Here is a 24,394-nt window from a genome sequence, read left to right on the forward strand (position 1 = left end):
TCGGAGAGCGCTCTCCTCCTTGAGCGACGCACCCCTCACCGTGACCCAGACGTTTCAGGAGCCTCCTCCATGAAGCCACCGAGAACTGCATCCATCGCTCTCCTCTCGTGTCTGACAACGTTGTCCTCGCTGCTGGTCGGCGTGCTGCCTTCGACCGCCGCAGCGGCACCGGCAGTCGTGTGCAACAAGTACTGCGACGCGCGGGATCCGGGACTGAGCCCTCAGGACCGTGTCCCCGTGACCGCCACGATCTCCTCGCGGTCCATCGCGCTGCACTTCGACGACGCGGACGCGATGGGATGGGCCTCCATCGACAACGGCGGGCCCGACGACCACGTCTGGCTGGACCGGTCCATGGACGGCGGCCGGACCTGGGCGTCGGGAAGCCGTCTCGGCGACACCGCGGTGCCCGCCGGAGGGCGGGGCTGGCGCACTCAGATGTACAACGTCGACGACTGGAACACCCAGGGCGTCGGCGCCCTTCGGGCATGCGGACAGCCGGCCGGAGGCTCCATCGCGTGTACGCCATGGGCACGCACCACATGGAACGCGGGCAGCAGGAGCACCGCGGCGGCCACCGCTCTGATGATGTCGTTCGACCGGGGCACCAAACTCTTCGGCGGCAACGGCTGGTGGACAGGCGCGAATGCGCTGACCGCCGTCATCGACAACATCCGGATCAGCGGCATGGGCAGCTACACCTACGCCATCGCCGACACCTACGAGAAGAACCTGAACGCGCAGGGAGGGCAGTTCAGGAACGAGTACCTCGATGACACCGGGTGGTGGGGCCTGGCCTGGATCGCCGCATACGACCTGACCGGCGACCGCCGGTACCTCGACACCGCGCGGGCCGACGCGGACCACATGTACGCCAACTGGAACAGCACCTGTGGCGGCGGGGTCCGGTGGAGCACGAACGGCAACTACAAGAACGCCATCACCAACGAGCTCTTCCTCCAGCTCACTTCCGCCCTGCACAACCGCATTCCGGGCGACACGGTCTACCTGGAACGGGCGAGGAACGAATGGAGCTGGTTCCAGCAGAGCGGCATGATCAATGGTGACCGCATGATCAACGACGGCCTCAGCGACTCCTGCGTCAACAACGGTCAGCCCACCTGGACATACAACCAGGGCGTCATCCTGGGCGCGCTGACGGAATTCCACAGGGCCACCGGCGACTCCGGCCTCCTCACGACTGCCCGCGGCCTGGCCGACGCCTCCTCCGTCCGGCTCCAGACGGACGGCGTCCTGCGCGAACCCGGCGAGGGCGACAGCTGCACGGGAGACGGCCCGAGCTTCAAGGGTGCCTACGTGCGCGGCCTCGGCACCCTCAACCGCCAACTGTCCGACCGCCCGTACGCAGCGGCCCTCACCCGCTGGGCGAACAGCGCCTACGACCGCAACCGCAACCCGCTCGACCAGTACGGCCCGCACTGGGCCGGGGGCAACACCACCAGCGGCTACGGCTGCCAGCAGAGCGTTCTGGACCTCCTCAACGCCGCTACGGGCTGAGGAAGCCGAGGAGCGAACTGACGGCGTGCCACATCGAGCCTTCGGTGGTGGACATCGCGTTGCAGCTCGGCACCGACAGGGCCAAGATCACGGTGCCTCGCGACGCGATCGTCGATGTGGAGGGTCTGCACACCGGGTGGAAAGACACGCGCTACAAGGCCCGGCGGCGCTCCCGCCTCGCCGGGCCGAGGATCCGGATCTCCGGGATCATGGGTTCCGGGCGCTCACCCTGGTGGCTGCGCGGGTGATGAGCGCCGTGCACTTCACCAGGGCACTACGCCGGCGTCCTCGAAGAACTGGCCCGTCGGGCCGTCGTCGGGCAGGGTCGCGAGTCGGATGGCGATGGCCGCGCCCTGTTCGGGGGTGCGCACGCCCCGGAAGCCGTTGAGGTCGGTCGCGACGTAGCCGGGGCAGCCGGCGTTGATCAGGATGTTCGTGCCGCTCAGCTCCCGGGCGTACTGGAGGGTGACGGCATTCAGGAACGTCTTCGACGGCGCGTACGCCACGGCCACGGGACCTCTGAGCAGCTCACCAGCGGTCCCTGACTGCCGGGCGAGGGAGCCGACGCTGCTGGACATGTTCACGATCCGCGGTGAGGCGGAGCGGCGCAGCAGCGGCATCATCGCGTTGGTGACGCGCATGACGCCGATGACGTTGGTCTCCACGACCGTGCGGATGGTGGCGGGGTCGACGCGGGTGGGCTCCTGGGGCATGCCGCCTGTGATGGCGGCGTTGTTGACGAGCACGTCGAGGCACCCGGCCTGTTCCTCGATCAGCCGTGCGGCGGCTGTCGCGCTCGCGTCGTCGGTCACGTCCAGCGGTACGCCGAACGCGTCGACGCCGGCCGCGCGCAGTCTCTCCACCGCGGCCTTGCGACGCTGATCGTCGCGGGCGCCGACGCCGATGCTCCAGCCGAGGGCGCCCAGGCCTGCGGCGATCTCGTAGCCGATTCCCTTGTTTGCACCGGTGACCAGCGCAATCGTTCGTTCGCTCATGGGGACCATGCTGCTCTCGGATCCCGGCGGGGGTCCAAGACCGATTGGGTGGGCAACGATACCTTCCAGGTATTGATCTGGAGTACCGTGGGCGGATGGAGACCAGGGAACTGCGCTACTTCGTCGCTGTGGCCGAAGAGTTGCACTTCGGGCGCGCCGCGCAGCGGCTCGGGATCGCACAGCCGCCTCTGTCACGAGCGATCCAGCAGCTCGAACGTCGACTCGGGGCAGCGCTGCTGGATCGGACCAGCCGCACCGTCACGCTGACCGAAGCCGGCTCGGTGCTGCTGGTCGAGGGCCGGGCGGCCCTCGACGCGGTCGAAGCGGCCGAGCGCCGGACCCGCCGCGCCGCCGTTCCCTCGACCGGCCGTCCCGGCCTGGTCCTGGTCACGAAGGCCAGCGCGTCCCGCGAACTGCTGGGGAAACTGCTGGACGCGTACGCCGCCGAACCCGGCGCGGTCCCCGTCGACGTCATCCTGTGCGGCCCGGCCGAGCAGGAACGACTTCTGCGCGAGGGCCGGGCCGACGTGGCGCTACTGCACCGGCCGTTCGACTCGACGGCCGGGTTCGACACCGAAGAACTCAGCACGGAGGGCCAGGTTGTGGTCCTGCCGGCCGGGCATCCGCTCACCGTCCGGACCCACGTGCACATGGCCGACATCACCGGGCTGCCCGGCCTGCCCCTGCCACGCTGGCCCGACCCCGACGGCACCTACCCGCCCGGCCCCGGCCCGCAGGTCCGCGACCACGCGCAGTTGTTGCAGCTCGTCGCGCTCGGCCGTGTTGCGCGGTCTCGCCGGAGTCGTGCCGAGCTCAACTGCACCATGACCTCGCCGCCGTGCCCGTGCTGGACGCGCCGAAAGTCACCGCCGTGATCGCCTGGCCGCCGCACAGTCGGTCCAGAGCCGTCGCCGACCTTGTCCGGACGGCCACCCGTCTCCGGTAGTTCCCATACGCCTGGCCAGGTTCCACCCATCGTGTCCCGGCTCACGTGTCACCGCTTCTGAGAGGCATCAGAGGTGCCGACTGAAGGGCTCAGGTGCCAACTGGAGTGCCCAGCCACACTTCCAACCAGACGACTCGCGCGAACGGCACCGCCGGAGCAAAGCTCCACCCCTACGCTGACCTCCAGCCCGCCGGAACCCGATCCGCCGACCTCAACCGGCTCGGCCACACCAGCCAGGGCAGCGCGGGATGACCACCAGCCCACGCACCGTGATGCGTATCTACCGAACCCGGTAGCGGCAAGCTCTGTGCCGATCAGGAGACCCCGCCATCCGAGCCGTCGTGATCCCGCGGGGCCGGGCAGCGCCGAGCGGGCATGCGCGGTTCGGACCTGAGCCACAGTAATCGGACCGTCAGGAGAGGCAGCGATAAGGAGGGGCCGTGTGAGGCCAGTCCCTCGATACGCATCAGGGCGCCGCGGCGCGCTGGTCCGGGCATCTACTCAGGCGGGTGCGGTCCAGCGCGTTCGTGCTGCGCCCGCGCAGAAGCCCGGGACCTACTCCGAAGAGGAGTCCTTCGGCTCCTTCGGCCGGTGGGTCGTCGTGCGTCCGGGCCAGGATCCGCAGCACGGCCGGGCCGCCGGTGTTGCCTTCCTCGCTTGAACGCGCGGAACGGGGCCGGGCCATCAACTGACTCTCTTCGGCGAGAAGGTCATCGCGGCCATCCGCACCTGCCGGGCCAGTGCACGAGTCAGTCCTGATCTTGAGCGTCATCGGCCCTGAGCTGTGAGCCGATGGTGTTCCACATGAAGCCGTCCTTCCAGTCCGCCTTACCAGCCACCCACCCGAGCACGGCAGTCAGGACCTTCTCCTGGGAGATGGTTCGCGTCTGATAGTGCTCGGCCGCAACGCCGTCCCGGAAGTCGAGTTGGTACGTGTTGTCGTCACGCCGCAGCACCTGGACATACCAGCTGCCCTCCAGGTCCTCCTCCGCGCGCTCCAGGACCAGATGCGCGTTTCCACGCTGGAGGTTGGCCAGCATTCTGCCTATCGCCGGCTTCGAGGGCTTCTTGACCACTCGCCCTGCCTCATCAGTTGCCATCAGCATGGCTTGATCTTCCAGCACGACTCTGACACCGCCCCGGTGATCTCATGACGCGGCTTCTTGGCATCATCTCGGCATGGGCCCAGTTCTTCCTCGCACCGTCCGAGCCGTCGACACCAGCCAGCTCCTCGACCTGGCCCAGGAGGCCGCCATGCACGGCTTCAGTCAGCGGCTCCCCGTCGACCGGCTCCGAGCGCACCTCGCCCGCCGAGGCGACGCAGTACCTGTTCCCCTCGCTCGTGGAGTGGCTCACGCACCGTCCCGAGGTGAGGTGCCAGCAACTGCTGAAGGACCTCGTCAGCCGCATCGAGCAAGCGGAGACCGTGCGGGTATGGGTGGAACGGATGGCTGCCGATTCCGGTTCGTCACGTCCCCTTGTAGCTGCAGCCTGCCGGACCGTCCGGGGAAATGACACCGCTCTGAGACAGCCGCCGGTCGACACGTCGTGAGACTGAAGCGGAACGTCCAGCTCACAGCGTCGGCGCCCGACACCGAAAGTGAGAACCTGCAGAATCTGTGGGATCTCAATTCCCGTGTCGGAACCTCACGGTCGATGTCCGACAGAAGTCGGATCCGACATCATGTGGGCCTCCGGCCCTCCGAAGCAGTGCCGCTCCGCCGACCTGATCGGCTGCGGCGTCCTGGGGTTTCTCGTCAGTCCACGGCGCGGCCGATAAGTTTGTGGCTCCCGGCCGGTCCAAGCTCGTGACACCCCTTGGAAAGGACACCACCATGTCAGAGCTTCTCGTCGACTTCATCACCTCCCTCGACGGCCACGCATCGGGAGAGGGGTGGCCCGGGTTCTGGGGCCTGGAGGGCCCGGAGTATCTCGCATGGCTCGGCGAGCAGCCCGAGGCCACCTACCTGATGGGAGCGAACACCTACCGCCTGATGTCGGGCTTCGCCGCAGGCGAGGTCCCGAACGGCCAAGACGAGTTCAGGCTCGAAGAAGAGGCGTCCGTCGACGAGCTCACGCAAGCGCCCAAGGTGGTGTTCTCCTCCGCACTCGAGGAGCCACTGGCGTGGGCCAACTCCGCGCTCGTCCGCGACGACGCAGTCGAGGCGGTCCGCGCCATGAAGTCGAGTGGCTCGGGGCTCCTCAGCACGATCGGCAGCCTCAGCCTGTGCCGGTCCCTGCTACGAGCCGGTCTCGTCGACCGCTTCCGGGTCGTGATGTTCCCGGTGATCACCGGGGCCACGGGCGAGGAACGCATCTACGACGGCTATCCGGACGTTGCCCTCGAGATGATCGAGCACCGCACCTTCGACCGCCGCATCCAACTGGTCGAGTACAAGCCCCGCGTGCTTGAGCACCCGCCGCTCGGCGTCCCTGCGTGACGTCGCCCCGTCCGGCCGGTCTGGACGGCGGCCAGGCAGGCGCCGACGGGCGCGGAGCCGTCCGGAACTGCCCGCACTGCAATCAGCCCGTCACCATCGTCGCCCTGCTGGCCACCCGGGAGCGGCCCGTCCCACCATCGCCAGCAGAGTTCGCGAGATCACCTCCCTGCGGCGGACTCCGTGGGCCCCGCGGGCTACAACTTCGTCTGACCGCCACCGATCAACAGGGCCCGCCGACCTTCGGTCGCCGGGCCCTCACACGCGCTCTTTGCTCCCCACATTCCCCATACCCCTCAAGACGCAACGAAGTGGAGGGAGGAGCGTCCCTGGCGATTTCAGGGGTCTGACCGGAGTTCCGTGAAATCCCAGGTCAGCGGTATGCATGCAGGATCGTTTCCCTGCGGGAGGACCTGCACGTGGTTCTCCGCTCGATCGAAGAATCAGGAACCTCACCCGGGGATGGGTCCAGGGCCCTCGATCAGACCGTTTCGGGGCGCTCCTCCGGATCACCGGCGAGGTTATCGAAGTACTCGTCGATCAGGCCGATCAGGCCAGCCACGGCGTGCTGCTCGGTCTCGGCTGACCAGGGCTCCTCGGGGCGGCCGTCGGGAAAGATCAGCTTCTCGGCCAAGGCCCAGTACACCAGGTTCCAGCCGTGTCCCAGCTTGGCTGCGAGCCATTCCCTGAACCCGTCCAGCAGGGCTTCGTCGGAGGCGATGTCGTAGCCGTTGAGGAACCCGACCACCGCCCCGAAAGTGACACGGCCGACGAACATCCCCGGGCGCCTCTTGAAGTTGGCCCAGATGTCCTGGTGCGACCGCGTCGGCTTGCCCCGGCCGCGCCCCCAGGCAGCGGGCACGTGCGACAGGTCGGTGCCAGCCCCCCAGGTGGAGTACGAGACCGCCTCCGGCCCCACGCCGAGAGCAGCGAGGAGGCCGCCCGCGCGGGCGGCCGGATCGACAGGCCCACCCTTGCGGGTCCACACGTGGGTTCCCGGAGCGTCCCCCTCGTGGTGGGTGACGACGAAGTCCGTCCCGTCCAGCACGAAGAACGCCGCCCGCACACTGCCGTGCCCGTCCCACGAGGTCTCAAGGGTCAGCTTCAGTCGCCGCGCCACCGCCTCCAGGTCCACTGAGAGCAGGGCCAGCGAGCTCAACGGCCAGGTTGCGCTCTGGAACATGGACGCCTGCCGCGCCGGATTGCGCCCACTTGCCGGGAGCTCCGTCGCGGGCTCCCGGTCACCCTCTGCATCTGGTATTTCGATCGCCTCGGTCACGACGCATAGTCAACCAGTAGGCGATCTCGATCCGGCCGGCCGCCGACGGAGCCGCAGGCATCCTTCCCAGTTGTTCACGGAACTCCGGTCAGAGCCGATTTCAGAGATCCTCATCCCTGCGAGCGGACCATGGGTGAGCTAATCTGCCCGCATGCGCGCACAGTTCACCGGCTGGCCGGAGCAGGCCATGGACGTGTTGTGGCAGCTCCAGGGCGAACCGACCCACGCGACCCGCGAGCTCTCTCGCGCAGACCGCGAACGCCTGGTCCGGCAGCCGATGATCGCCCTGCTCAACGAGGTCGCGGACACCGACCCCCGATACGAGGACTTCTCCGTCTGGCACTACCGCACCGGCTCCTGGTGGTGGCAGCACCAGAGCGCGGTGATCCGGCTCGGCCGCAAGATCGAGATCGGTCTCCGGTTCGACCTGGACGGGCTGCGGATCCAGGGTGCCTGGTGGTACCCCGATCCCGGCCAGGTGGACATGTTCCGCAAAGCCGTGGCCTCCGAGGGGAGCGGCCGCGAACGAGGACGTGCGGAAGAAGGGCTACGACATCTCCGGGGACGTGATGAAACGCGTCCCACGCGGCTACCCGACGAACCACTCCCGCACGAACCTGCTGCGCCACCGTTCGCTGATCGCCGCCCGTCCCCTCGGCTGCGAGGAGTGGCTGCACACCCCCGAGGCAGTCGACCGGGTCCTCTCGGCCGCCGCCGACTTGGACGACCTGCTGATGTGGCTGGTCCGCCACGTGAAGCGCGCCGCCTGACGTCACGAGGGCGCCGCACGGCACGGGAGGAGTTGGACCCGTGCTTGAGGCGGCCGACCGTGACCGGCCACCGAGCGCGTAGTTGCCCAGGCATAGGCGCCCGACTGCCCCGTGGTCGGCAGGACCTTCCCCAGCGCCCAACGGTCCGGGGCGCTGCTGCAGGTGCGCTCGTGTTGTCCGGCTGCTGCTCCGCGGGTCTGGCGGGCCCACCAGGGCCTTGATCCGGACGTCGTCGTCACGCTCGAAGAGGCAGGTGCTACCGATTCGAGCCGGTCAGGTCCGAGCCGGTCAGGTCCGAGCCGGTCAGGTTCACGCCCGACAGGTTCGCCCCGGTCAGGTACGCGACGGACAGGACCGCTTGTGACAGGTATGCATCGGTCAACTCCGCGTCGAACAGGACCGCGTTGGTCAAGCTCGCACCGTCCAGGTTCGAGCCGGTCAGGTGCGCGCGTGACAGGTACGCGTCGGACAGGTCGGCGCCGCGCAGGTGCGCACCGCCCAGGTCGATGCGGGCGGTGCCGTCGCGGTCCCGGCTGCCGAGTGCTGTGAGAGCCGCGTGGACGTCGCCGGCCAGCCTGGTGTTGGAGGCGGCCGTGCCTTGCTTCGGCTTGTTGGCGTGGTTACGGATGTAGGTGGACAGGACGTCGACGATGGAGGGCTGGTCGCGAGGGGAGTCCTCCATGATGCACTGCAGGGCGCAGATGCCGCCCAGACGTACGTCCAGGGAATCGTCGCCTGTGGTGCCGACGGCGGCGTTGTAGCGGTCGGTGACCTGCCCCTCCCGAGTGAGAGCGTGCTCGTCATCGACCTGCTGGAGCGACAGCCAGGTGAAGACGATTACGGCGAGGGTGCCCACGACCTGCTTGCGCGTCCACCGGTCCGCTGGTGCGATGACAGCCGACTGCCGGGCAGCGGGACCTACGGAAGCGGGGATGCGGCGGCGCCGGCCTGGCGGCGGGAGCCGATCGGAGCGGCAGCGCGGCGGGGCGCGGTACGGGTGCGGCGGCGGACGACCCGTTGCAGACGGGCGGCGGCGCCGGAGCGGCGGGGCGATGCGGCTGTCAGGAAGACGTTGTACGGGCAAAAGACGGCCGGAGCTTCCGATATGGCGAAGCTGTAGAAGTGCGTGCATGTCTGCACGGCGCTGCTCGAGGTTACTCCGTCCCGCCGGTGGCCCACTGCTTCAGGGCGCCGGGATCGTTCCCCGGCGGGCTGGCATGTGCGGAAGAATCCCCGAGGTGACTACCGCAGCGCCACCGCCGCGCTTCACGCAAGGCCCTGCAGAGCACCGCCGCCGACCCGAGCCGTTGCACCGTGTCGTGGGGCGTGTGCCCCGAGCACGACGGCACCCTCAAGTCCCGCCGGGCCGACGAGATGGTCGGGGGCGATGTGCTGCTTGTCGAGGCGGTGGAGTCCCGAGCAGATCCGCCAGGCTCTGCGGACCGCCTTCCCCGACCGGCGCGACGCCCTGGTCAAGACCGTCAGCTGCCTGCCCCGTCACAGGTCCGGATCAGCTCCACCGAGCGCGCCCCGGACGGCACGTCCGCGTCGATGGTGAGCTCGTTTTCTGGCATGCCGACGGTCACGCACATGGGGAACGGTGCCGGGCCACCTCCGCCGAAAACGGCACCTTGAAGCGACGAGTCCACCAGCTGGGCCGACAAGACCCTGAGCCACCAGGTCAGAGCCCGAGGACGGCCCAGGTGCGGCGACCGTCGGGCCCGGTGTCCGTCCCGCATCCCGAGACCGAGGGGTGGGCGGTGATCCGGTGCAGAACGTCGTCCCCCCCGTCCTCGTGCCCCGATGTCAGGGAGGTGCTGTGGGAGAGGGTGAGGATGCACGCCTGCCCCTCCTGGTCGGACAGGTGGACGGTGATGCGGGTTCCGGGGTCGGTGGTGGCCGCGTCGACGAGGAGTGTCACGACCGCCTCCACGGCCGTCACCGTGCCCGCCGCCGGCCGGTAGCCCCACTTCTGCAACTGGCCGACAATCGCGCTGCGGGCCTTCCCCGCAGCCCACGGTGCCGACTCCAGCACCCAGTTCGCACCCCGCCGGTTCACCATCCCCACCCCGCGCCGCCCGGACCGCACCGGCATCCGCCGTGCCGCGTCCTCATTCTCGCCCGCAGTCTCCGGGCGGGGCGGGGAGACCGGCCGCTTCGGCGGAGGCGGGGTCCGCGGCGGATAGTCCGGTGTGTGGTCGGTGGCCGGTGTGGTCATCAGTGGCTCCCCGAGGGTGTGGGCAGAACGTCGCCGTCCTGACCGAATGGTAGATCCGGGCAGGCGGCGCGGTGAGAGGTTCGGTGCGATGGGGTGACGGGCGCCGATGCGCGCACCCACCTCAGGCGGTAAGCCAGGTGGTCGGACCCCTTGGTGTGACTCGTGAGTAACCTGCTGGCCTCGCCTTCACCGCCATCGCCCTCTCCCGGCCCCGAGGTCCGCAACGCCGTGGAGGTCCGTCGGCGACCGAACTCGCCGACACATCCCGGGGTTCGAGGAGGACGAGACGGCCCGGGTGCCGGTCCTGTGGGGCGAGGGCGGCACGTTCTGCGCGGGCGCGGACCTCAAGGCGCTCGCCACGGAACGCGGCAACCACGTCACCGAGGACGGCGACGGGCCGATGGGTCCGACGCGGATGCGGCTGTCCAAGCCAGTCATCGCGGCGGTTGCAGGCCACGCCGTCGCCGGCGGTCTGGAGCCGCCCTTCTGGTGCGATCTACGGGTCGCCGAGGAGGACGCGGTCTTCGGCGTCTTCTGCCGTCGCTGGGGCGTACCGCTCATCGATGGCGGCACCGTACGTCTCCCCCACCTCGTCGGCACCAGCCGTGCGATGGACATGATCCTGACCGGCGCCCGGTCACAGCCTCCGAGGCGTACGAGATGGGACTCGCGAACCGTGTCGTTCCACCGGGCCGGGCACGCGCGGAGGCCACGCGCGGAGGCCAAAACTCTGGCCGCCTCCATCGTCGGCTTCCGCCAGCCTGCCTCCGGGCCGACCGAAGCTCCGTACTCGACCAGGAAGGCCTCAACGAGCAAACCGCGATGCAGGTCGGACTCCGCCACGGGACGGACGTGCTGGGCGACAGCATGGACGGAGCGGCGCCGTTCTCTGCCGGGGCGGGACGACACGGGTCCTTCGGCGAGCACTGATGCGTTACGAGGCTTGGGCGGGGCGGTGCGGTCGACGACGAGACGGGGTGAGCGCGACCCGCAGGTCCCGGAACGGGCACGCGCTCACCGAGTGCCGCTCAGGCCGTCCTGATCGCCGGGTCGGAGACACCCGGGGCGCCGGTTTCCACGTGACCGGCGAAACGGCGCAGGAAGGTGGGGTCTGCGTCGGAGACGACCTTGACGTCGTACCAGCGGGCGGTGGCACGCAGGTCCACCGTGTGGGAGACGGTTGCGCCGGGGTTGACCTTGAAGGTCTGGGCCGCGCCGCCGTACGCGTTGGTCACCGTCAGGTTGACCGCGGCCGAGGCGGAGTTGGCCATGCTGAGCGTCAGGTTGCCGTTGGCCGCGACGTGACGGGCGGTGACCTCGGGACCGGCCTTCTTCGCCGGGCCCTTCCAGGTGCGCACGAAACCGTTCGGGCCCCAGACCGTCAGATTGATCTGGTTGCCGGTGGAGCTGCTGGTGCTCCAGGTGTCCGAGAGGGTTTTGCCCGCTTCGACGGTGTAGGGCCAGGGCCCGTCCGTACGGTTGCCCGAGGTGCTGTGGAAATGGGCGCCCAGGGCGGGACCACCGGCGAAGGTCAGGGTGAACTTGCCGGTGGAGACGGTGGCCCGGCCGTCCACGTACGGGCTGTAGCCGAGGGCGCGGGTCGGCTTGGAGCCGGCCTCCTGCTTCGGGAGGGTGCCCGTGGCCGGCGGCGTCGGGTGGTAGGACGGGTGGCGGTTCTTGTCCGGCGGCACGTACCCGGCCGTGGAGGGCAGCGCGGCGGGGGCCGCGTCGGCGCGGGTGAAGTCGAAGGCCGACGTCAGGTCCCCGCACACGGCGCGGCGCCAGGGGGAGATGTGGGGCTCCTGCACCCCGAAGCGCTTCTCCATGAAGCGGATCACCGAGGTGTGGTCGAAGGTCTCGGAGCAGACGTAGCCGCCCTTGCTCCACGGTGAGACGACGATCATCGGCACGCGCGGGCCGAGCCCGTAGACACCCGCCGCGTATCCCCCGCCGCCCTTGTACAGGTCCTTCGACACGTCCGCCGTGGACAGGCCCCAGGCGGAGGAGGCCGGCGGGTACGGCGGGACCACGTGGTCGAAGAAGCCGTCGTTCTCGTCGTAGGTGATGAACAGGGCGGTCTTCGCCCAGACTTCGGGGTTCGCCGTCAGCGCGTCCAGGACCTGCGAGATGTACCAGGCACCGAAGTTCGGCGGCCAGTTCGAGTGCTCGCTGAATGCCTCGGGGGCCGCGATCCAGGAGACCTTCGGGAGGGTCCCGTTGACCACGTCGGCGCGCAGCCGGTCGAAGTACCCTTCACCTGCCTTGGCGTTCGTGCCGGTGCGGGCCTTCTCGTACAGGGCGCTGCCGGGCTGTGCGTTGCGGTAGTTGTTGAAGTACAGCAGGGAGTTGTCGCCGTAGTTGCCGCGGAAGGCGTCGTTGATCCAGCCCCAGGACCCGGCGGCGTTCAGTCCGTCGCCGATGTCCTGGTAGACCTTCCAGGAGACGCCGGCCGACTCCAGCCGCTCGGGGTAGGTCTTCCAGCCGTAGCCGGCCTCCTGGTTGCCGAGGACCGGGCCACCGCCCGTGCCGTCGTTGCCGGTGTGGCCCGACCAGAGGTAGTAGCGGTTGGGGTCGGTGGCTCCGATGAAGGAGCAGTGGTAGGCGTCGCACACGGTGAAGGCGTCCGCGAGGGCGTAGTGGAACGGGATGTCGTTCCGTGTCATGTGCGACATGGTCGTGGCCGTCTTCGCCGGTACCCACTTGTCGTACTTGCCGTTGTTGTAGGCCTGGTGACCGCCGGCCCAGTCGTGGTCCAGCCCTTCCAGGAACTGCATCCCGAGGTCGGCGACCTGCGGGTTGAAGGGGAGGATGTCCTTCGTTCCGTTGGACTGGTGGAAGACGGACTTGCCGTTGTCCTGGAGTACGGGCCGGGGGTCCCCGAAGCCTCGCACTCCCTTCATCGCCCCGAAGTAGTGGTCGAAGGAACGGTTCTCCTGCATCAGGACGACGACGTGCTCGATGTCCTGGATCGTTCCTGTGCTGCCCTGCGCCGGAATGGCGGCGGCCCTCGCGATGCTCTCGTTCAGCATGGCGAAGGCGGCGGTGCCTCCGGCGATCTGCAGGAACCTGCGACGGTCAAGCTCTGCCATGGGTGACGACCTCTGGGTGATGGGGGGTATCAGGGGCGCCCCAAGGACAGCGGTCCCGGGGTACCGGCCGGGGGTGGGTTCGTGACACCACGGCGTACACCTGGGGAACGAAAACCCCCTTTGCTGCACGGACCTGCCCACGCCGGCGGCTGGTGGGAGGGTACGGGTAACCCCGCTGGGCACAACAGGGCCCAGTTGCAGTCTCTTTGCGCAGGGTTCGGTCTCCGCCACCCGTGCTCAACCCGTTGCGCACCGCGGGGAAACCGGAGGGCCCATGGGTCCTCAACCGTGGCGGTCTTCAGGTAGCCGGTGGCCAGGCCGCGCCGTTGGTGAGGCACATGATGGCGCGTTCGATCGGGTGGTGTGCTCGGGATGCTTCTGCAGTCCGGCGGCAACGTGCGCCGAAAGGGAACCACGGCCCCGGGCGGGCTCGTGTCCTGGTACGGGTGGACGAGCAACCGGGCCGGGTTCGCGGGGGGATCGTGCAGATCATCGAGGTGACCGGGTACGCCGTCCGATCTGCCGTGATCACCATGCGGCGGAAAGGTTCGCCACTCGAATTCGTCATCTTCCCGATGCTGCATGTGGCTTCGCCGGCGTTCTACGCCCAGGTCCGGCGCAGGCTCAGGGAATGCGACCTCATAGTCATGGAGGGAATCCGGGGTGACTCGGTCGGAGTGAGTGCCCTCACGCTTGCTTACCGGTTCGCCCCTCGTCGGCGGCGCAACGGCCTGCAGGAGCAGCGCGCAGAGCTGCTCCTGCCCGAGGGCGCGGAGGTCATCAACCCGGATGTGACCGCGGAGGAGGCGAGCGCGGACCTCAAGACACTGCCGCGGGTGACGTACTGGCTGCTCATGGTCTCGGCTCCGGTGATGGGCCTGGTGTTCGCACTGCGCGGTCCGCGCGCCTTCCTCGATGAAGACCTGGTGGTCGAGGATCTGCCGTCGACGTTGCGGGCCGAGCTGATGGCCGACGACCCTGTGATGCACGCGATCACGGATCGGCGCGACCAGCGGTTGCTCGCCGCGCTCGGCGAAATACACGCGGAGCGCGGCGACGAGCCGATCCGGGTGGCGATCGTCTACGGAGCCGGCCACGTCCCGGCAATCGTTTCAGGACTGAGAGGCCGTTACGGGTACCGGCCGCGTGAAGCGGAATGGGTGACCGTGTTCATACCTGCGTAGATCACCGGGCAGAACCGGTTCTGCGCGATCCGTCGGGGACGTTCTAGCTGCACAGAACCGGGTTTTTGGAGCCGTCCCGGTCGGGAAGGAGAACTGCACCCGAGAGCCGAGCTCCCGGAACGGAGTGCTGCGGATGACTGACGATCCTCGTCCGCGATCCACGTGCCCTGTCACGGGCCGGTGGCGCCAAGCGATTCACGCCCGCCCTGGGGCACGTCGTCGCCGTCCGCGGCGGCCTCGGCCTCCCACCGCAGCAGGTCGCCCGGCTGGCACTTGAGCACCTCGCAGAGCGCGGCGAGCGTTGCGAAGCGCACCGCCTTGGCGCGGCCGTTCTTGAGGACCGCCAGGTTGGCAGGAGTGATCCCTACCCGGTCCGCGAGCTCGCCCACGGACATCTTCCGCCTGGCCAGCATCACATCGATGTCGACGACGATCGGCATCAGATCACCTCGTCCAACTCGGCCTGCATCCGCGCCGCTTCGACATCGCGCGCGACGGCCTGGGCGAGCAGCATCCGCAGCACGAGCACGAGAAGCGCGACCCCCAGGATGGCCAGACCCACCCCGCCCATGATGACGGTGACGCCCGGGTCCTCCCGCTGACCCGGCGCATTGATGGCCGTGACCGCGAACCAGAGGAGGGAGGCCGCCACAATCGCGCCGATCACGCCGTCCACGTACCGAAAGGCGGTGTGGGAGAACACGGTTCCGCGTCCCACCATCGCCACCAGGCGCCACACGCAGACCAGGGCAACCTGGGCCGACACCATACCCAGGACCGTGATCACGCGCAGCGGGGTCAGTGGGAGCGACCCGTCCTCCGGGTCACTCCCACTGACCAACACCCACACCATCAATGCCTGTACGCACACGGTACCGACGAGCACCACCACGAGCACGGCGCGCAGCGCACCCACTGTCAGCTTTCCCATGACCCACTCCTCCCATCGAATTTCGATGGCAATCTATCGAGTTTCGATAGATCACACAAGGCATGCGAGTCGGTGCAGCGAAAGGCGCGTGCGGCGGCGCGGGGGCGGCCGATCTGCATCGGCGTCGGCATCGACATCGGCAATGCACTCGCTGGCACGTGACGGCAAACGAGGAACGGATCGCTGCAGACGCGTCCGTAGCGGGTCACGACCCTGTTACCGCTGCGGTACCCCGCACCCCGCCTGCCACACCATGTCTCCACTCGTGTCACACCAGGGGGGATCATGCGTATCCGCACCACCGCGGCCGTCGCCGCCGTACTCGCCGTCACCATCGTTGGGTGCAGCAGCGACAAGGGCGGCGACAACAAGGCCGGCTCCGTCGAGAGCACGGCACCCGAGGCGTCGAGTGCCGCAGACAACAGCGGCACCGCCAAGAGCATCGGCATACCACCCGAGCCCACCGGTGCCGAACGATCCGCCGTCCTCGAGGCCATCCATGACGTCAACGGCAACCTCATCCATGACGAGGACAAGGCCATCGACGCGGCCCGCAACCAGTGCGCGGCCCTCGATGGAGGCGCGACGAATCCGGACCACACTGCCGCACAGCGGTTCTCCTACGGCGGCATCACGCTGAGCGATGACGACGGAAGTCACATCAACTTCGGCCTGCGCAAGACCCTCTGCCCGGAATCCTGACCAGTCACGGACGCCGGCCCGGCCACGATCGCATGCGGCCGGGCTTCGCCGTGTCGGCCGGCGAGAGCGTAGCTACTCACCGGTTACGAGTACCGGCAGGAGTGATAGGCGACCTCGCAGCAACCGGCCGGGCCGGCACCCGCTGGTGTCAGTGGTGACGGATACGGTCTCCGCATGGTTGATCAGTGGGCAGGGATCCGCGAACGAGTCGGCGCGCTGGGCACTCAGGCGGCGAACAGTAAGGTGTTCGGGTCGCTCGGTCACCGGTGGGCCCTGGACGAGCCGCTCACCGAAAGCGGTGTCGCCGAGCTCGAAGAGCAGATAGGTGTGAGGCTGCCGGAGGAGTACCGGACCTTCCTCCTCCAGGTCGCTGCGGGCGGCGCTGGTCCCGCCTACGGCCTCTTCCACGTGCGGCGCGTGCAGGGCCGGTGGCGCTGGGAGGGCGACGGCGCCGACCTGGCCGACCTCTCCACGATCGCCGAGCCGTTCCCTGACCAGGGTCCGGACCCCGAGGCGCTCGAGGAACTCCTGGCCCAGCGCCCCGAGGAAGAGGAGTTCGATGAGATCGAGGACTTCGACGACGCCATCGAAGCATGGGATGAGCAGTGGGCCGCCCTCATGTTCGCGCCCGAGCGAACCGCCGGCGCCACCCTGATCTCCCATCTGGGCTGCGCCCAGAGGGAGTGGCTGATCATCAGTGGCCGCCACCGAGGAACGATCTGGTCCGACCGCCGAGCGGACGACCTCGACCTCATGCCACTCCTCGACGACGACAGGAAACCGGTGACCTTCGCCCGCTGGTACATGACGTGGTTGGAACGGGCCGAGCATGCGGTACTGACGTCCCCCTCGAGCACCTGACGCCGTTGCGGGGAGCACGGGGCAAGCGCTCCTCGTAAGCGGTACATGCGGCTCCGGGGCATCTGCCGGAGCCCGGCCGCCCACTTCGATCAAGTGACCCACGTCACATTCGACTCCTGTCAGCAATCCGGGCGCCCTCTCGTTCAGAGGGCACGCGAACGAGACAGGAGCAACGTCATGAAGCACCGCATCGTCGTACTCGGCGCCGGGTACGCCGGGGCCTTCGCCGCCGGGAACCTGGTCCGTCGGCTCTCCCCCACCGACACCGAGATCACCGTCGTCAACGCTGTGCCCGACTTCGTCGAGCGGATGCGGCTCCACCAGCTCGCGATCGGCCAGGACCTCGCGTTCAGCAAGCTCGCCGACGTATTCGCGGGCACCGGGGTACGGCTTCGCCTGGCGCGCGTCACCGGCGTCGACCCCGAGCGCAGGACCGTCGCCGTGACCGGCGAGGAAGGCGATGGCGAGCTGGCCTACGACACACTTCTCTACGCACTCGGCAGCTCCGTGGCCCACCACGGCGTCCCCGGCGTGGCCGAGCACACCTTCGATGTGACCGGCCGGTCCTCGGCGTTGCGTCTGCGCGACCGCTTGGCCGGCCTGGGCGAGGGCGGCACCGTCCTGGTCGTCGGTGAAGGGCTGACCGGCATCGAGACCGCCACCGAGTTCGCCGAGTCCCGGCCCGACCTCTCCGTCGCGCTCGCCGCCCGGGGCGAGCTGGGCGCCTGGCTCTCCCCCAAGGCCCGCCGTCACCTGAGGCAGGCCTTCGACCGGCTCCGCATCACCGTCCACGAGCACACCAGCATCGAAGCCGTCGAGCCGACACGGGCGATCGCCGCCGGCGGTACGTCCATCCCGGCCGACGTGACCGTGTGGTCGGCCGGGTTCTCCGTGCACCCCATCGCGGCAGCCGGCGGCCTCGAGGTCGCCGAGACCGGCCAGATCGTCGTCGACCGCACCATGCGCTCGGTCTCGCATCCGGACGTATACGCCGCCGGTGACTGCGCCTACGCGATCGGCGAGAACGGCCGGCCGCTGCCGATGTCCTGCGCCTCGGCCGGTTTCACCAACATGCAGGCGACCGCCGCGATCATCGCGCGTCTGACAGGCACCAAGATCCCGACCACCGGGATGAAGTACTACGGCAACCACATCAGCCTCGGGCGCCGGGACGCGATCTTCCAGATGGTGGACGGCGACGCCCGGTCGAAGTCCTGGTACCTGGGCGGCCGGACCGCCGCGCGGCTCAAGTCGGGCGTGCTCAAGGGCGCGGGGTGGGGGATCGCCCACCCGACCTTCGGCATGCCGAAGCGCAAGCGCCGCCTGGCCGACGCGCCTGACCGGGCCGGCGTGAGGACCGCCGCATAGGCTGTTCCGCATGGACAGCGCAGCCATCGAGACGTTCGAGGCCAGCCGGGGCCGGCTGGCCTCGCTCGCGTACCGTCTGCTCGGCTCCGCCGCCGACGCCGAGGACGCCGTGCAGGACGCGTTCCTGCGCTGGCAGGCCGCAGACCACGAACGGGTCGAGGTGCCCGAGGCGTGGCTGACCAAGGTCGTCACCAATCTCTGCCTCGACCGGCTCAGATCGGCTCAGGCGCGCCACGAACGAGTGGCCGGTGCCTGGCTGCCTGAGCCGCTCCTCGAGGGAGACCCGATGCTCGGCCCTGCCGACACCTTCGAGCAGCGAGAATCGGTCTCCTTGGCCGTACTCACCCTCTTGGAGCGCCTCTCACCGGTAGAGCGGGCCGTCTACGTCCTGCGTGAGGCCTTCTCGTACAGCCACGCCGAAATCGCCGGAATCCTGGACATCAGCAAGTCCGCGAGCCAGCAGCATGTCCACCGGGCCCGGATCCGGGTCGCCGCAGAGCGCCCCCGCGGCGGCGAGGCCGACCCCGCGTCCGCGCGACGGGTCGTCGAGGAATTCCTCGCGGCTGCCACGTCGGGGCGCACCGAACGCCTGGTCGCGCTGCTCACGGACGACGTCACAGCGGTCTCGGACGGCGCCGGACTGAGCAAGCGGCTGTTGGAGTACAGGACGCCCGAGCGGGTCGCCTCCTACGTGCGGGCCGGCTTCAAGCCCACGCCGGCGAAGCGGCGGCTGGCCGGCGGCTCGCCCTCGATCCACATCGCTCTGGTCAACGGCTCCCCGGCCATCCTGGCCGTGCTCGGCGACCGGGTCGTGGGCGCCGTGGCGTTCGAAGTCAGGGACAGCAAGGTCGCGTCCTTGCGGGGCATCGCCGCCGCCGACCGGCTCGGGCGCCTCAACGAGGCCTGGCGGCAGCACGAACCCGACGCGCCGGTCATCAACGCATGGTGACCGGAGCCACCGGAACCCAGTGACCCGCGCCGGAGCGATGACGCCGCTACGAAGCGACTTTCCTGGTTGCAGCCATCAAGGAGTGGCTGTGAGGGGGTGGTGACGGGCGCACGGCTCTGCGGGTGACCACGGGACCCAGGAAAAGGCATCACGCCAACCGGGCCGCTCGGAGGCCCAGCCCTGGAGCACCGCAGCCACAGGTTCCACGGTGAAGACCCCGCGCCCGCGGGGGACCCATGTCTGGAAGTGCCTGTCCGGCCCTCCCTCGCGGTATTCCACCTGATAGCTGAGGTCGTCGTTGAGATAGACCTGCATCGAGCCGCCACACGACGACGAATCGCCACGTGAGGCTCATGTCAGCAAGCAGGTCGTGCAGCTGCTCCTCGGACGGGTCGTCCCAGGTCGTCCCGTCCGCCTCAACTGCGCGAAGCGCTGGTGTTGCCATGCAGCCGACTCTAGTCTCCCACCAGGCTATCGACCGTCGCGGGTTCCACTGTCGAAACACGTTTCAGTAGCGGCCCACCGGCCTGCTCATCCGGTACCGCCGCGGAGTCGGCCGGCTTCCCACCTCTCCGCCCCGTGGAGAGTGGTCAGTCGATACAGAACTCGTTGCCCTCGACGTCCTGCATCGGGATGCACGCATCGTGGCCGTCGTACAGCGTTTGCACGTGTACCGCGCCGAGCGGGATCAGCCGTGCGCATTCGGCCTCAAGTGCGGCCAGACGCTCTTCACCCACGAGTCCGGTGCCGACCCGCACGTCGAGATGCAGCCGATTCTTGACGACTTTCCCTTCGGGAACGCGCTGGAAGTACAGCCGCGGGCCCACACCCGAGGGATCACCGCAGGCGAACCACGCATCCCGCTCCCCAGGCGGCTGCGAACTGTTGAAGTCGTCCCACGTGGCAAAGCCCTCCGGGGGCGGCGGTACGACGTACCCCAACACCTCACACCAGAAACGAGCGAGACGCTCAGGGTGTGCGCAGTCAAAAGTGACTTGGAAACTCTTGATCGCCGACATCGACGCACGATAGCAAGCGGACTGCGCCGCCTGATTCCCAGACGGTCGATCGTGTTCCACGTGGCGGAGACAGTCGACGAACTGGTGGTGATTCCCGTTCAGAGCCCGTGCCTCAGTCGTGGTGACTGGTCGAGCCACCGTCGGACCAGCCGCCCGAGTCCAGGTAGTGGGCCAGCCCCTGGTCGCCGGTGGTGACCTCGGAGTAGAGCGTGACGAGCTCGTTCGCGAGCTGGCCGGCGGGCAGGAAGGTCTGGGTGACCGGAGTCCCGGCGTCTCCTTCGCCGTACGGGGCAGCGGCCTGCGTGGAGGCGAGGAGGGGGCTGCCGGTAGCGGTACGGGCGGCCAGGCGACGACGGGCTGCGGCGCCCCGTACACCGGGGTACACGGCAGGGGCGATGTCCGCCACCCGGACCAGGACGGCCAGCGCGAGGTCGTACGGTTCGGCGGGCGGCGTCCCGGGGCCCGAGCGAGTCACTGCGTCGAGACGGTCCAACACGCCTCGGCGGCGGGGCAGGTCGACGGAGAGGATGTCGTGCGTGGTACGTCCGCCCGCGTCGCGTCGGCGGCGGGACCTCAGCGCCTCCTGGTCCTCCAGCCGGGAGAAGTATTCGCTGATGAGTGACCGCGGCGTCAGGCGCAGCCAGTCGTGGAGGGAGGGCGGCGGGACGGTCCGGCCGAGGCCGAGCAGGACGTTGTTGAGGCGGCGGTCCTCGACGGGCCCGGGGTCGATGATCTCGATCCGGCGGGTGCCGAAGGCGATCCGGCCGGCCAGGCACAGTTCGGCCAGCTCCGCAGCACTCAGGGCGATCCGGAGCCGACTCTCGGACCGGATGCGCGGATGCCGTCGGCCCGTCCCCACCGCGAGTAGAAGCAGTTCGTCCCCCATGGTCATGCTGGTCACTGTAGGCGCGGAGGCGCTGCGGACGGGATGCTTCCGCGACTGCCCCCAATTCCGCCGGACTCGTACGACCGGAGGACACGCACGGGATCGAAACCGGCGAGATCGACGTCTACCTCGGCCTGGACGTCGGCAAGAGCGACCATCACGCCACCGCACTCACCTCCGGCCGGGACGAAGGTCATCAACCGGTGCTTGCCCAGCAGCGAGCCCAAACTCCGCGAGGTCTTCGCCGAACTGCAGGCCGAACACGTTGCCGTGCTCGTCCTCGTCGACCAGATTCGGGTCAACCGCTGACCGTGAGACGGATGTTGCCGATCCGCCCCATCGGGTCGAAGGAGACGACGGCGGCGTTCCCGGTCGGCAGATCGGCGATCAGCCGGTCGCCTTCCACGCGCTGCGGCACTCCGTGGTGCTCGAAGTACCCCGTGACGGCCTGTCGCGGCGAACGCCCGATGAGTGAGACCCCGGCCATGAGTACGCGCGGGAGGGCGACCGGATCGAGCTCGGCGCTCGGCACCTTGGGGTCGTCGGGCAGGAAGTACACCTGAGTGCCGGGCCCGGCGGGCTGCCCGATGTACCCGGGAGCGTTGGCTACCCCCATCCCCGCGAAGGCCAGCATCTCGGCGGCCCGCCGAGGATCGTCGAACCCGGAGAGATCGAGTTCATCAGCGGTGAACTCAGGAATCCCGTGCGCCTGCCCGTACCGTGCCACGGCAGCGGACAACGCCACGACCTCACTCCCGCCGAGCCCCGGATTCGCCCAGCCCCACAGCCAGGAACCCCCCTCCATGTCGTACGTCCCAAGGACACCGACCCGTATCTGCACCTCCCCCTGCTGGTACGAACACGTCGGCAGGTCCGCGCTCCACGGCGCCTCGGGCAGGAACTCCATGAGCGTCTCGAGCTGAGCGGCGCCCCAGACGGAGTGCCGTTCCGCCTCGAGCAGGAACTGGTCGCTGAATACGTTCGTCATGATCACGAGCGTAGAGGGCGGGCCCCAACGACAGGTAGCCCGGGCTCCGTTCCCCCGCTACCTGCTTCCGGGAGCCCGCCTTCCGCACGACCTGACTCGACGGCGCCTACGGTCAGCACCTCGTCGAGCACGCCGCCGCGCTCGGCATCGACAGGCACAGCGTCCGGGGCGACTGATGAACCACCGGCACCTGGCCCGCGACTACGAACTCCGCCCGTTCCCTCCATGCCGGGGTGGCCATCCGATGGCGCCCTCCGCTCGGACGTTGCGCAGGAACGCTCCCTCGAACCGGGCGCCGGTCATGTCGGTCTGCCCGAAGGGAGGCACGCCGGTGTTCACGCTTCCGAACTCGACGTCGGTCAGATCGGTGTCGCGCAGGTCCGCACCGCGCAGGTCGCATCCCGCGAGGCCGACCGCACGCAACGAGGCCCCGCGCAGGTCTGCGCCGCTGAAGTCACAGAACGTGAACCAGCACCCGTCCAGGGTGGCGTGGCGTAGATCTGCCCCGGTGAACGAGCAGCGGCTGAACCGCAGTCGGGACGTGCGAGCGGAAGCAAGGTCCTGGCCGGTGAAGTCCTCACCGTTCACGGCCGCGTACATGTGCAGCGCTGCAAGTCGTTGTCTCGCGGTCGGCGGCGTGGTCATGGGGTCAGCGTTTCAGCCGGGTCGGCGACTGTCGCCCGGATTTCCGGCAGTTCACAGTCCGGGAGCCGATCACCCGGACCCCGGCCTCCAACGGGCGGTCCCGTCGCGACTACGAAGGAACCTGCCTCTAAGGTGGACCGATGGCGTCGATCAAGCAGGTTCAGATCACCTTCGACTGCGCACACCCTGAGCGCGTCGCTCGTTTCTGGTGTGAGGTGTTGGGGTACGTCGTACCGCCGCCCCCGGAGGGCTTTGCCACGTGGGACGACTTCAACAGTTCGCAGCCGCCTGGGGAGCGGGATGCGTGGTTCGCCTGCAGTGATCCCTCGGGTGTGGGCCCGCGGCTGTACTTCCAGCGCGTTCCCGAAGGGAAAGTCGTCAAGAATCGGCTGCATCTCGACGTGCGGGTCGGCACCGGACTCGTGGGTGAAGAGCGTCTGGCCGCACTTGAGGCCGAATGCGCACGGCTGATCCCGCTCGGCGCGGTGCGCGTGCGACTACTGCCCGCCGATGACGACAACGAGTCGTGCCTCGCCATGCAGGACGTCGAGGGCAACGAGTTCTGTCTCGACTGAGTGCCGCGAACGTGCACCTTCCGAGTCGACCCGTGCAGTCCGCCGTCCGAGGGTCGCCATCCCGCGGCGCGCCCACGGTCCTGACCCGGCCCTCGGGGCGCACTCACCGCTTCACACGCCTACGCGCTCAGGCATCTCGTAAGGGGCAGCTCGCGGCGGCGAGTTCGACCTGCGCTTGCGTGTCGTTGCGGGACTCCTTGCTGACCGAGGCTGTCATGGTGATGCGCACCATACTGCGGGCGCCTCGGGGCAGGCGTGCACGATCATGACCGGCATGGACACTCGTTTCCTCGGTATCCCTGATCTGGTCGAAACCCCGGACGTGGCGGTCGTGGTCGACGTCATGCGTGCCTTCACGGTGGCTGCCTGGGCCTTTGCCCAGGGTGCGGAAAAGATCGTTCTTGCTGAGTCGCTGGACGAAGCGCTGGCCCTCAAGGCCCGCCACCCGGATTGGGTGGCGATCAAAGACGGTCCGCCCGCGCCCGGGTTCGACACCGTCAACTCGCCGGGCATGCTGCGGTCCATCGACCTCGGCGGACGGACCGTGGTGCACAAGACCACGGCAGGGACGGTCGGTGCCCTTGCGGTCAAGGAGGCGTCGCTGGTGCTGTGCGCCGGCTTCGTGGTGGCGGAGGCAACGGCTCGGCTCCTGCGGACGCGCAGGAGCGGCAGTGTCACGTTCGTGGTCACCGGCGAAGACGGACGAGCCGATGAAGACCTGGCGTGTGCTCAGTACATCGCTCGACGAGCCGCTGAGGCCGGGACGGATGCTGCCGAGTTCCTCCGCCGCGCTGCCTCGTCGCGCGCCGCCGCCGAACTGGCGGAGGGTGTGCGCCAGGGAGTCCATCCCGATGATGTTGCGCTCTGTCTTGAGCTCGACCGGTTCCCCTTTGCCATGGTGGCGACTTCGGAAGCCTCGCTCATGGTCCTGCGCCCACACCCGTAGTCCTCACAGCCTGACGAGGACCCGGTCCGATAGCTGCCGAGGCTGCTTTCAGGGTCGGGGCCGGGCGTCGCGGTGAGGTGGCGGCGG

Annotated in this window: 26 protein-coding genes and 5 pseudogenes; 17 read left to right on the forward strand and 14 right to left on the reverse strand. The window is 68.9% G+C overall.

Annotated features, from left to right (window positions below; genetic code table 11):
- The first annotated feature begins 69 nt into the window (after positions 1-69).
- The gene (locus OG844_RS11010) at positions 70-1,518 is read left to right on the forward strand and encodes a glycoside hydrolase family 76 protein (RefSeq protein WP_406389709.1); all 1,449 of its coding nucleotides are present in this window, start codon (positions 70-72) and stop codon (positions 1,516-1,518) included.
- 47 nt (positions 1,519-1,565) lie between these two features.
- Complete coding sequence (locus tag OG844_RS11015) at positions 1,566-1,766, forward strand: hypothetical protein (RefSeq protein ID WP_406389710.1); 201 nt, start codon at positions 1,566-1,568, stop codon at positions 1,764-1,766.
- A 15-nt stretch (positions 1,767-1,781) separates the two neighbouring features.
- Here OG844_RS11015 and OG844_RS11020 read toward each other — a convergent pair whose 3' ends face one another.
- Positions 1,782-2,513 (reverse strand): SDR family NAD(P)-dependent oxidoreductase, encoded by a 732-nt coding sequence (locus OG844_RS11020; RefSeq protein WP_406389711.1) that lies wholly within the window; start codon positions 2,511-2,513, stop codon positions 1,782-1,784.
- A 95-nt stretch (positions 2,514-2,608) separates the two neighbouring features.
- Here OG844_RS11020 and OG844_RS11025 point away from each other — a divergent pair.
- A pseudogene (locus OG844_RS11025) lies at positions 2,609-3,459 on the forward strand (LysR family transcriptional regulator).
- Between the two features lie 105 nt (positions 3,460-3,564).
- Positions 3,565-3,711, forward strand: coding sequence for a hypothetical protein (locus OG844_RS11030; protein WP_406396396.1), 147 nt, complete (start codon positions 3,565-3,567; stop codon positions 3,709-3,711).
- A gap of 214 nt (positions 3,712-3,925) precedes the next feature.
- Here the strand turns inward: OG844_RS11030 and OG844_RS11035 are convergent, their stop codons facing one another.
- Both OG844_RS11035 and OG844_RS11040 read right to left on the reverse strand, forming a co-directional pair.
- Positions 3,926-4,144, reverse strand: coding sequence for a hypothetical protein (locus tag OG844_RS11035; RefSeq protein ID WP_406389712.1), 219 nt, complete (start codon positions 4,142-4,144; stop codon positions 3,926-3,928).
- A gap of 64 nt (positions 4,145-4,208) precedes the next feature.
- On the reverse strand, positions 4,209-4,565 hold the full coding sequence (locus OG844_RS11040) for a hypothetical protein (protein ID WP_406389713.1): 357 nt from the start codon (positions 4,563-4,565) through the stop codon (positions 4,209-4,211).
- A 73-nt stretch (positions 4,566-4,638) separates the two neighbouring features.
- On the opposite strand from OG844_RS11040, the pseudogene OG844_RS11045 reads away from it, so the two are divergent.
- Together OG844_RS11045 and OG844_RS11050 are read left to right on the forward strand one after the other, a co-directional pair.
- Positions 4,639-5,011 (forward strand): annotated as a pseudogene (locus OG844_RS11045) (hypothetical protein).
- A gap of 283 nt (positions 5,012-5,294) precedes the next feature.
- Complete coding sequence (locus OG844_RS11050; RefSeq protein ID WP_406389714.1) at positions 5,295-5,900, forward strand: dihydrofolate reductase family protein; 606 nt, start codon at positions 5,295-5,297, stop codon at positions 5,898-5,900.
- 478 nt (positions 5,901-6,378) lie between these two features.
- Here the strand turns inward: OG844_RS11050 and OG844_RS11055 are convergent, their stop codons facing one another.
- Complete coding sequence (locus tag OG844_RS11055; protein ID WP_406389715.1) at positions 6,379-7,080, reverse strand: hypothetical protein; 702 nt, start codon at positions 7,078-7,080, stop codon at positions 6,379-6,381.
- Between the two features lie 629 nt (positions 7,081-7,709).
- On the opposite strand from OG844_RS11055, the gene OG844_RS11060 reads away from it, so the two are divergent.
- Positions 7,710-7,946: a DUF2461 family protein gene (locus tag OG844_RS11060; protein ID WP_406389716.1), complete on the forward strand. Its 237-nt coding sequence runs from the start codon at positions 7,710-7,712 to the stop codon at positions 7,944-7,946.
- 256 nt (positions 7,947-8,202) lie between these two features.
- On the opposite strand, the gene OG844_RS11065 is transcribed toward OG844_RS11060, so the two are convergent.
- The 3 genes from OG844_RS11065 to OG844_RS11075 form a co-directional block, all read right to left on the reverse strand.
- Entirely contained in the window at positions 8,203-8,802 is a 600-nt protein-coding gene (locus tag OG844_RS11065; RefSeq protein WP_406389717.1) for a pentapeptide repeat-containing protein, read from the reverse strand.
- A gap of 62 nt (positions 8,803-8,864) precedes the next feature.
- A complete protein-coding gene (locus tag OG844_RS11070; RefSeq protein WP_406389718.1) occupies positions 8,865-9,086 on the reverse strand; it encodes a hypothetical protein in 222 nt (73 codons plus the stop codon).
- 541 nt (positions 9,087-9,627) lie between these two features.
- Positions 9,628-10,164 (reverse strand): hypothetical protein, encoded by a 537-nt coding sequence (locus OG844_RS11075; RefSeq protein ID WP_406389719.1) that lies wholly within the window; start codon positions 10,162-10,164, stop codon positions 9,628-9,630.
- A gap of 194 nt (positions 10,165-10,358) precedes the next feature.
- Here OG844_RS11075 and OG844_RS11080 point away from each other — a divergent pair.
- A pseudogene (locus tag OG844_RS11080) lies at positions 10,359-11,094 on the forward strand (crotonase/enoyl-CoA hydratase family protein).
- A gap of 98 nt (positions 11,095-11,192) precedes the next feature.
- Here OG844_RS11080 and OG844_RS11085 read toward each other — a convergent pair.
- Entirely contained in the window at positions 11,193-13,253 is a 2,061-nt protein-coding gene (locus tag OG844_RS11085; RefSeq protein WP_406389720.1) for a phosphocholine-specific phospholipase C, read from the reverse strand.
- 446 nt (positions 13,254-13,699) lie between these two features.
- Between OG844_RS11085 and OG844_RS11090 the strand changes: the two genes are divergently transcribed.
- Positions 13,700-14,437, forward strand: a complete 738-nt coding sequence (locus OG844_RS11090) for a hypothetical protein (protein ID WP_406389721.1) — start codon at positions 13,700-13,702, stop codon at positions 14,435-14,437.
- 170 nt (positions 14,438-14,607) lie between these two features.
- Here OG844_RS11090 and OG844_RS11095 read toward each other — a convergent pair whose 3' ends face one another.
- Complete coding sequence (locus OG844_RS11095; RefSeq protein ID WP_406389722.1) at positions 14,608-14,877, reverse strand: helix-turn-helix domain-containing protein; 270 nt, start codon at positions 14,875-14,877, stop codon at positions 14,608-14,610.
- Positions 14,877-15,368 carry a DUF2975 domain-containing protein gene (locus OG844_RS11100; protein ID WP_406389723.1) on the reverse strand — a complete coding sequence of 164 codons (492 nt, stop codon included), beginning with the start codon at positions 15,366-15,368 and terminating at the stop codon, positions 14,877-14,879. The genes OG844_RS11095 and OG844_RS11100 overlap by 1 nt, the downstream gene beginning before the upstream one ends.
- A 285-nt stretch (positions 15,369-15,653) precedes the next feature.
- On the opposite strand from OG844_RS11100, the gene OG844_RS11105 reads away from it, so the two are divergent.
- From OG844_RS11105 to OG844_RS11120, 4 genes are all read left to right on the forward strand, one after another.
- Positions 15,654-16,070 carry a hypothetical protein gene (locus tag OG844_RS11105; RefSeq protein ID WP_406389724.1) on the forward strand — a complete coding sequence of 139 codons (417 nt, stop codon included), beginning with the start codon at positions 15,654-15,656 and terminating at the stop codon, positions 16,068-16,070.
- 174 nt (positions 16,071-16,244) lie between these two features.
- On the forward strand, positions 16,245-16,931 hold the full coding sequence (locus OG844_RS11110; protein ID WP_406389725.1) for an SMI1/KNR4 family protein: 687 nt from the start codon (positions 16,245-16,247) through the stop codon (positions 16,929-16,931).
- Positions 16,932-17,108: 177 nt separating this feature from the next.
- Entirely contained in the window at positions 17,109-18,299 is a 1,191-nt protein-coding gene (locus OG844_RS11115) for an NAD(P)/FAD-dependent oxidoreductase (protein WP_406389726.1), read from the forward strand.
- A gap of 10 nt (positions 18,300-18,309) precedes the next feature.
- The gene (locus OG844_RS11120) at positions 18,310-19,248 is read left to right on the forward strand and encodes a sigma-70 family RNA polymerase sigma factor (RefSeq protein ID WP_406389727.1); all 939 of its coding nucleotides are present in this window, start codon (positions 18,310-18,312) and stop codon (positions 19,246-19,248) included.
- 590 nt (positions 19,249-19,838) lie between these two features.
- On the opposite strand, the gene OG844_RS11125 is transcribed toward OG844_RS11120, so the two are convergent.
- A complete protein-coding gene (locus OG844_RS11125; RefSeq protein WP_406389728.1) occupies positions 19,839-20,267 on the reverse strand; it encodes a VOC family protein in 429 nt (142 codons plus the stop codon).
- Between the two features lie 112 nt (positions 20,268-20,379).
- Positions 20,380-21,159: a GPP34 family phosphoprotein gene (locus tag OG844_RS11130; protein WP_406389729.1), complete on the reverse strand. Its 780-nt coding sequence runs from the start codon at positions 21,157-21,159 to the stop codon at positions 20,380-20,382.
- Between the two features lie 95 nt (positions 21,160-21,254).
- Here OG844_RS11130 and OG844_RS11135 point away from each other — a divergent pair.
- Positions 21,255-21,444 (forward strand): annotated as a pseudogene (locus tag OG844_RS11135) (transposase); the annotation flags it as partial.
- 7 nt (positions 21,445-21,451) lie between these two features.
- On the opposite strand, the gene OG844_RS11140 reads toward OG844_RS11135, so the two are convergent.
- The gene (locus OG844_RS11140; protein ID WP_406389730.1) at positions 21,452-22,141 is read right to left on the reverse strand and encodes a DUF6882 domain-containing protein; all 690 of its coding nucleotides are present in this window, start codon (positions 22,139-22,141) and stop codon (positions 21,452-21,454) included.
- 95 nt (positions 22,142-22,236) lie between these two features.
- Here OG844_RS11140 and OG844_RS11145 point away from each other — a divergent pair.
- Positions 22,237-22,358, forward strand: a pseudogene (locus tag OG844_RS11145) (IS5/IS1182 family transposase); the annotation flags it as partial.
- Here the strand turns inward: OG844_RS11145 and OG844_RS11150 are convergent.
- Complete coding sequence (locus OG844_RS11150; protein ID WP_406389731.1) at positions 22,343-22,786, reverse strand: pentapeptide repeat-containing protein; 444 nt, start codon at positions 22,784-22,786, stop codon at positions 22,343-22,345. The pseudogene OG844_RS11145 and the gene OG844_RS11150 overlap by 16 nt on opposite strands.
- 140 nt (positions 22,787-22,926) lie before the next feature.
- Here OG844_RS11150 and OG844_RS11155 point away from each other — a divergent pair, with 140 nt between their 5' ends.
- The gene (locus OG844_RS11155) at positions 22,927-23,361 is read left to right on the forward strand and encodes a VOC family protein (protein ID WP_406389732.1); all 435 of its coding nucleotides are present in this window, start codon (positions 22,927-22,929) and stop codon (positions 23,359-23,361) included.
- A gap of 274 nt (positions 23,362-23,635) precedes the next feature.
- Positions 23,636-24,307: a 2-phosphosulfolactate phosphatase gene (locus OG844_RS11160; protein ID WP_406396079.1), complete on the forward strand. Its 672-nt coding sequence runs from the start codon at positions 23,636-23,638 to the stop codon at positions 24,305-24,307.
- Positions 24,308-24,394 lie beyond the last annotated feature (87 nt).

The organism is Streptomyces sp. NBC_00887 (assembly GCF_045207585.1).

What these genes read in the sequence shown, in the direction of transcription:
- OG844_RS11085 (WP_406389720.1), bottom strand. Translation starts at nt 13,253, where the DNA reads ATGGCAGAGCTTGACCGTCGCAGGTTCCTGCAGATCGCCGGAGGCACC.
- OG844_RS11105 (WP_406389724.1), top strand. Translation starts at nt 15,654, where the DNA reads ATGCGTATCCGCACCACCGCGGCCGTCGCCGCCGTACTCGCCGTCACC.
- OG844_RS11100 (WP_406389723.1), bottom strand. Translation starts at nt 15,368, where the DNA reads ATGGGAAAGCTGACAGTGGGTGCGCTGCGCGCCGTGCTCGTGGTGGTG.
- OG844_RS11055 (WP_406389715.1), bottom strand. Translation starts at nt 7,080, where the DNA reads ATGTTCCAGAGCGCAACCTGGCCGTTGAGCTCGCTGGCCCTGCTCTCA.
- OG844_RS11115 (WP_406389726.1), top strand. Translation starts at nt 17,109, where the DNA reads ATGAAGCACCGCATCGTCGTACTCGGCGCCGGGTACGCCGGGGCCTTC.
- OG844_RS11150 (WP_406389731.1), bottom strand. Translation starts at nt 22,786, where the DNA reads ATGACCACGCCGCCGACCGCGAGACAACGACTTGCAGCGCTGCACATG.
- OG844_RS11110 (WP_406389725.1), top strand. Translation starts at nt 16,245, where the DNA reads ATGGTTGATCAGTGGGCAGGGATCCGCGAACGAGTCGGCGCGCTGGGC.
- OG844_RS11140 (WP_406389730.1), bottom strand. Translation starts at nt 22,141, where the DNA reads ATGACGAACGTATTCAGCGACCAGTTCCTGCTCGAGGCGGAACGGCAC.
- OG844_RS11075 (WP_406389719.1), bottom strand. Translation starts at nt 10,164, where the DNA reads ATGACCACACCGGCCACCGACCACACACCGGACTATCCGCCGCGGACC.
- OG844_RS11160 (WP_406396079.1), top strand. Translation starts at nt 23,636, where the DNA reads ATGGACACTCGTTTCCTCGGTATCCCTGATCTGGTCGAAACCCCGGAC.
- OG844_RS11010 (WP_406389709.1), top strand. Translation starts at nt 70, where the DNA reads ATGAAGCCACCGAGAACTGCATCCATCGCTCTCCTCTCGTGTCTGACA.
- OG844_RS11095 (WP_406389722.1), bottom strand. Translation starts at nt 14,877, where the DNA reads ATGCCGATCGTCGTCGACATCGATGTGATGCTGGCCAGGCGGAAGATG.
- OG844_RS11125 (WP_406389728.1), bottom strand. Translation starts at nt 20,267, where the DNA reads ATGTCGGCGATCAAGAGTTTCCAAGTCACTTTTGACTGCGCACACCCT.
- OG844_RS11050 (WP_406389714.1), top strand. Translation starts at nt 5,295, where the DNA reads ATGTCAGAGCTTCTCGTCGACTTCATCACCTCCCTCGACGGCCACGCA.
- OG844_RS11040 (WP_406389713.1), bottom strand. Translation starts at nt 4,565, where the DNA reads ATGCTGATGGCAACTGATGAGGCAGGGCGAGTGGTCAAGAAGCCCTCG.
- OG844_RS11120 (WP_406389727.1), top strand. Translation starts at nt 18,310, where the DNA reads ATGGACAGCGCAGCCATCGAGACGTTCGAGGCCAGCCGGGGCCGGCTG.
- OG844_RS11020 (WP_406389711.1), bottom strand. Translation starts at nt 2,513, where the DNA reads ATGAGCGAACGAACGATTGCGCTGGTCACCGGTGCAAACAAGGGAATC.
- OG844_RS11035 (WP_406389712.1), bottom strand. Translation starts at nt 4,144, where the DNA reads ATGGCCCGGCCCCGTTCCGCGCGTTCAAGCGAGGAAGGCAACACCGGC.
- OG844_RS11130 (WP_406389729.1), bottom strand. Translation starts at nt 21,159, where the DNA reads ATGACCATGGGGGACGAACTGCTTCTACTCGCGGTGGGGACGGGCCGA.
- OG844_RS11155 (WP_406389732.1), top strand. Translation starts at nt 22,927, where the DNA reads ATGGCGTCGATCAAGCAGGTTCAGATCACCTTCGACTGCGCACACCCT.